4 protein-coding genes are annotated in these 3,983 nt (G+C 69.1%); 1 reads left to right on the top strand and 3 read right to left on the bottom strand.

What is annotated here, in order from left to right; genetic code table 11:
* Window positions 1–204 precede the first annotated feature (204 nt).
* Together AB0O34_RS21260 and AB0O34_RS21255 are read right to left on the bottom strand one after the other, a co-directional pair.
* Complete coding sequence (locus AB0O34_RS21260) at window positions 205–1,350, bottom strand: acetyl-CoA C-acetyltransferase (protein ID WP_363917771.1); 1,146 nt, start codon at window positions 1,348–1,350, stop codon at window positions 205–207.
* 124 nt (window positions 1,351–1,474) lie between these two features.
* Window positions 1,475–2,053: a TetR/AcrR family transcriptional regulator C-terminal ligand-binding domain-containing protein gene (locus AB0O34_RS21255; RefSeq protein ID WP_363917769.1), complete on the bottom strand. Its 579-nt coding sequence runs from the start codon at window positions 2,051–2,053 to the stop codon at window positions 1,475–1,477.
* Between the two features lie 255 nt (window positions 2,054–2,308).
* On the opposite strand from AB0O34_RS21255, the gene AB0O34_RS21250 reads away from it, so the two are divergent.
* Window positions 2,309–2,989: a VC0807 family protein gene (locus AB0O34_RS21250; protein WP_363917767.1), complete on the top strand. Its 681-nt coding sequence runs from the start codon at window positions 2,309–2,311 to the stop codon at window positions 2,987–2,989.
* A 199-nt stretch (window positions 2,990–3,188) separates the two neighbouring features.
* Here the strand turns inward: AB0O34_RS21250 and AB0O34_RS21245 are convergent.
* A partial coding sequence (locus AB0O34_RS21245) for a class F sortase (RefSeq protein ID WP_363917765.1) occupies window positions 3,189–3,983 on the bottom strand: 795 nt, incomplete at its 5' end.

Genomic DNA, 3,983 nt, shown 5'->3' with positions numbered 1-3,983 from the left:
GCGCGCCGCCGTTGGGGCTCCCCCCCCCCCCCGGGGGCCCCCCCGCGCGCTTCGAGCCGCGGGCTCCCCACCCACCGGGGGGCCCCCCCCCCCCCCCTCGGGGGGGCGGGGCACCGCCGTTTCCTACCTCTCGACGCGGAGCGGCCCGTCAGAGCCGCTCGAATCAGAGCGACCCGTCCGAACCGCTCGAATCGGAGCGACCGGTCAGAGGCGCTCGATGATGGTGACGTTGGCCTGGCCGCCGCCCTCGCACATGGTCTGCAGGCCGTAACGGCCGCCCGTGCGCTCCAGCTCGTGGAGCAGCTTGGTCATGAGGATGGCGCCGGTGCCGCCGAGCGGGTGACCGAGCGCGATGGCTCCGCCGTTCGGGTTGGTCTTGGCCGGGTCGGCGCCGATCTCCTTGAGCCACGCCAGCGGGACCGGGGCGAACGCCTCGTTGATCTCGATCGCGTCGATGTCGTCGATCGACAGTCCGGCCCTGTCCAGCGCCTTGCGCGTCGCGGGAATCGGCGCGGTGAGCATGTAGACGGGGTCGTCACCGGTCAGCGCCAGCGTGACGATGCGCGCCCTCGGCGTCAGGCCGTGGTCCCTGACCGCCTGCTCGGACGCGATCAGCAACGCACCCGATCCGTCCGAGATCTGCGAGGACGTGGCCGCCGTGATCTGACCGCCGTCGCGCAGCGTCTTCAGCCCGGCCATCTTCTCCAGCGTGGTGTCCGGCCGGGGGCCCTCGTCGTCCTCGACTCCGTTGATCGGGGCGATCTGGTCCCTGAAGTAGCCGTTCGCGATGGCCTTGGCGGCGCGCTGGTGGCTCTCGTAGGCGAACCGCTCAAGCTCGTCGCGCTTGAGGCCCCACTTCTCGCACATCAGCTCCGCGCCGCGGAACTGCGAGATCTCCTGCTTGCCGTACCGCTCGACCCACATCTCGCCGAAGGGGAAAGGCATGCCCTTCTCCAGCGCGGCGGTGATGCTCGACCCCATGGGGACGATGCTCATCGACTCGACGCCGGCCGCCACCACGAGATCCTGCGTCCCGGACAGGACGCCCTGGGCCGCGAAGTGGATCGACTGCTGCGACGAGCCGCACTGCCGGTCGATGGTGACGCCGGCCACGGTCTCCGGCAGGCCCGCCGACAGCCACGCGTTGCGCGCGATGTCCATGCTCTGCGGGCCGAACTGCATGACGCAGCCCATGATCACGTCTTCGACCGCCGAGGGGTCCACGCCCGTACGGTCCACCAGGGCCTTGAGCGTGTGAGCGGCGAGGTCAGTGGGGTGAACGGTGGACAGACCGCCCTTTTTCTTTCCGACCGGGGTACGGACCGCCCCGACGATGTACGCCTCTGCCACAGTGCCTCCTGGGTTCCGTCCCGCATGAAACCGAGCAATGTTCGGTCTATACGAGGTTACAACAGAATAATCCTCCGCGAATGTGAGAGCCCGTGAACTCCGGCACGGGCGAGAACGACGGCGTTCATTTCTTCTCGCTGAGGGCGAGCAGCCTGTCCACCAGTGTCCGGGCGTGGTGCGCGTTGGTCGGCCGTTCGAAGAACATCGCGTGGAAGTACAGCGGCGCGAGGATGACCTCCAGCAACTCCAGCACCGTGGGGGGGTTCTCACCGCGATCCCTGGCGCGGTCGAGCATCGTCTGGAGCTGTGTGCCTCGCTCCAGAAGATAGACATGCTTGGAAGGCTCTCCCTCCGGGCGCGCGCCCACCAGGGCGGCACGGAGGAAGACGGGACCGAGGGGGCCGGCCACGTCCTCGGCCACCTGGACCGCGTAGGCCTCCAGGTCCCCGCGGAGCGTCCCGGTGTCGGGAACCGGGGACGAGCGCGTGAGCTGCTCGGTCACCACGTCGTCGACCAACGCGCCCAACGTGCCCCAGCGCCGGTAGATCGTGGCCTGGTGGACGCCGGACCGCTCCGCCACCTGCGCGATGCTCAGATCGTCCCAGTCCGCCTCGTGGAGCAGGTCGAGGACGGCCTCGCATACGGCCGTGCGGACGCGGGCGTTACGCCCCCCGGGCCGGCGCACGGGTTCCTGTGTTGCCATGACCGACATCTTAACGCGAATAATCTTGCTTTAAGCGCGCCGCCGAGCTAACTTCTCCTTGAAGCGAATAATTTCGTATTAAGGGGACGGGCGCCCAAGGCCAGCCCGAGGCGCTCCACGATCACCTGACCTGCCCGAGAACCTTCCTCGAGTTCACCGCCGAGGAGGGTGCCGACCCCATTGCCAATCAGGCGCCCAGCGACTGGCCATGGCCCGCATCAGTGACTGGCTCGACGAGACCTTCAGGAGTGAGAAATGAGCCGTTCAGGTAACAACCAGATCGTTTCGGTCGTGCTGTGGGACGTGGTGCCGGTGATCGGCACCTACTATGTGTGCCGCGCCCTGAGCGTGAGCGAGTACGCCGCCATGCTGACGGCGGCGAGCGTCGGATTCCTGCGGGTCGCCTACGTCGCCGTCCGGCAGCGTCGCTTCGATGGATTCGCCGCCTTCATGGGCGTCATCTTCGGCGTGGGAATGATCCTCTCCTTGCTGACGGGAGACGCGAAGTTCCTCCTGGCCATCAAGTCCGTCACCACCGCGGTCGCGGGCCTGATCTTCCTGGGTTCCTGCGTCGCCCGCCGTCCCGCGGCCTTCGCCGTGGCGAAGCGCTTCGGTGCCGAAGACGTGGACACCGCGCGGCGCTGGGACGCCCTGTACGCGGCGGCGCCGATGTTCCGCCGGACCTACTTGGTGATGACCCTCGTCTGGGGAATCGCGCTCCTGGTCGAGTCGGCCGTCCGCCTCCCCCTGGTCTACTGGTTGCCGACCGATGTCATGGCCGGGCTGTCGTCGATCCTCCTGGTGGCGACCATCGGCCTGCTAGCAGCATGGAGCGCCTGGTACGGCAAGCGCGGCGAAGAGGCGGCGAAGAACGCCTCCAGTTCGGAGGCCGGCTCCCGGGACGCGGTTTCCGCCAGGGCGCTGTCCGACGACTGAGCCGCGAATGATGACGGGGCCTGGGAGGACACGGCGGACGCGGGGCCACCGCCGAGGTCCTCCCAGGCCTCCGCCCCTGGGCGAGGTGGCCTGTCGTCAACGACGACGCCACGAGGTACATGCGAGGGCATAAGCCCCGGTCAGGGTCTGACCTGCGAGGGAGGGCCACTGGCGGGTTGACGGAGGCGGCCGGGGCCGTTCAGCCGCGAGAAGAGCTCTTCCCGGTGCTGGTCATCCGCGCGTAGACGATGACGTTGTCCACATAGTGGCCGGTGGTGCGGTTGTAGGTGCCGCCACACGTGATCAGGCGCAGCTCCGCCGCTTCGGCGTTGCCGTACACGCGGTTGGTCGGGAACGTCTGCTTGTCCGCCTGCTCGACACCGCCCACGGTGAAGATCGCGATCGTGCCGTCCATGCGGGTGACCTGGATCGTGTCGCCGTTCTGAAGCTCGTGGAGCCGCTCGAAGACTGCGGCGCGCGAGGTCGTGTCCTTGTGGCCGAGCATCACGGCCGGCCCTGCCTGCCCCGGCGTCGGGCCGAACTGGTACCAGCCGACCAGGTTGGGGTTGTTGATCGGCGGGGTCTCGATCGCGCCCAGCTTGTCGGTGCCGACCGGTTTGATGGGCGCGTTGATGCCGAGCTTCTTGATGATGAGCCGCTTCGGGGTCGACGGCTGCATCGCGGGCGCCGGCGGGAGGGAAGGCACGGGGGGCGGCGCCGTCGGGTCCGCCTGGGTCAGCGGTTGTCCGGGGCCTCCCGGGCCGACCGACGGCGCGAATGCCTGCCCGGCGGGCGGCTGCGCCTGGAGCTTGAGCGGCGTACGGGCATCGGTCAGGCCGTACTCCTCGGGCGAGCCGGCCATGAACAGCAACCCGACGACCACCGTGACCACCCCGGCTACGGCCGCCAGGATGAGGACCGCGCGCATGATCTGCCCGCGGTCGACCTGCGGCTGGGGCTGCTGCCACGGGGCGGCGGGCTGCGGGTACCCGGG

Source organism: Sphaerisporangium sp. NPDC088356 (assembly GCF_040685555.1).
In the GTDB taxonomy this organism is placed as follows: domain Bacteria; phylum Actinomycetota; class Actinomycetes; order Streptosporangiales; family Streptosporangiaceae; genus Sphaerisporangium.
This window is presented reverse-complemented; position numbering and strand designations above follow the sequence as displayed.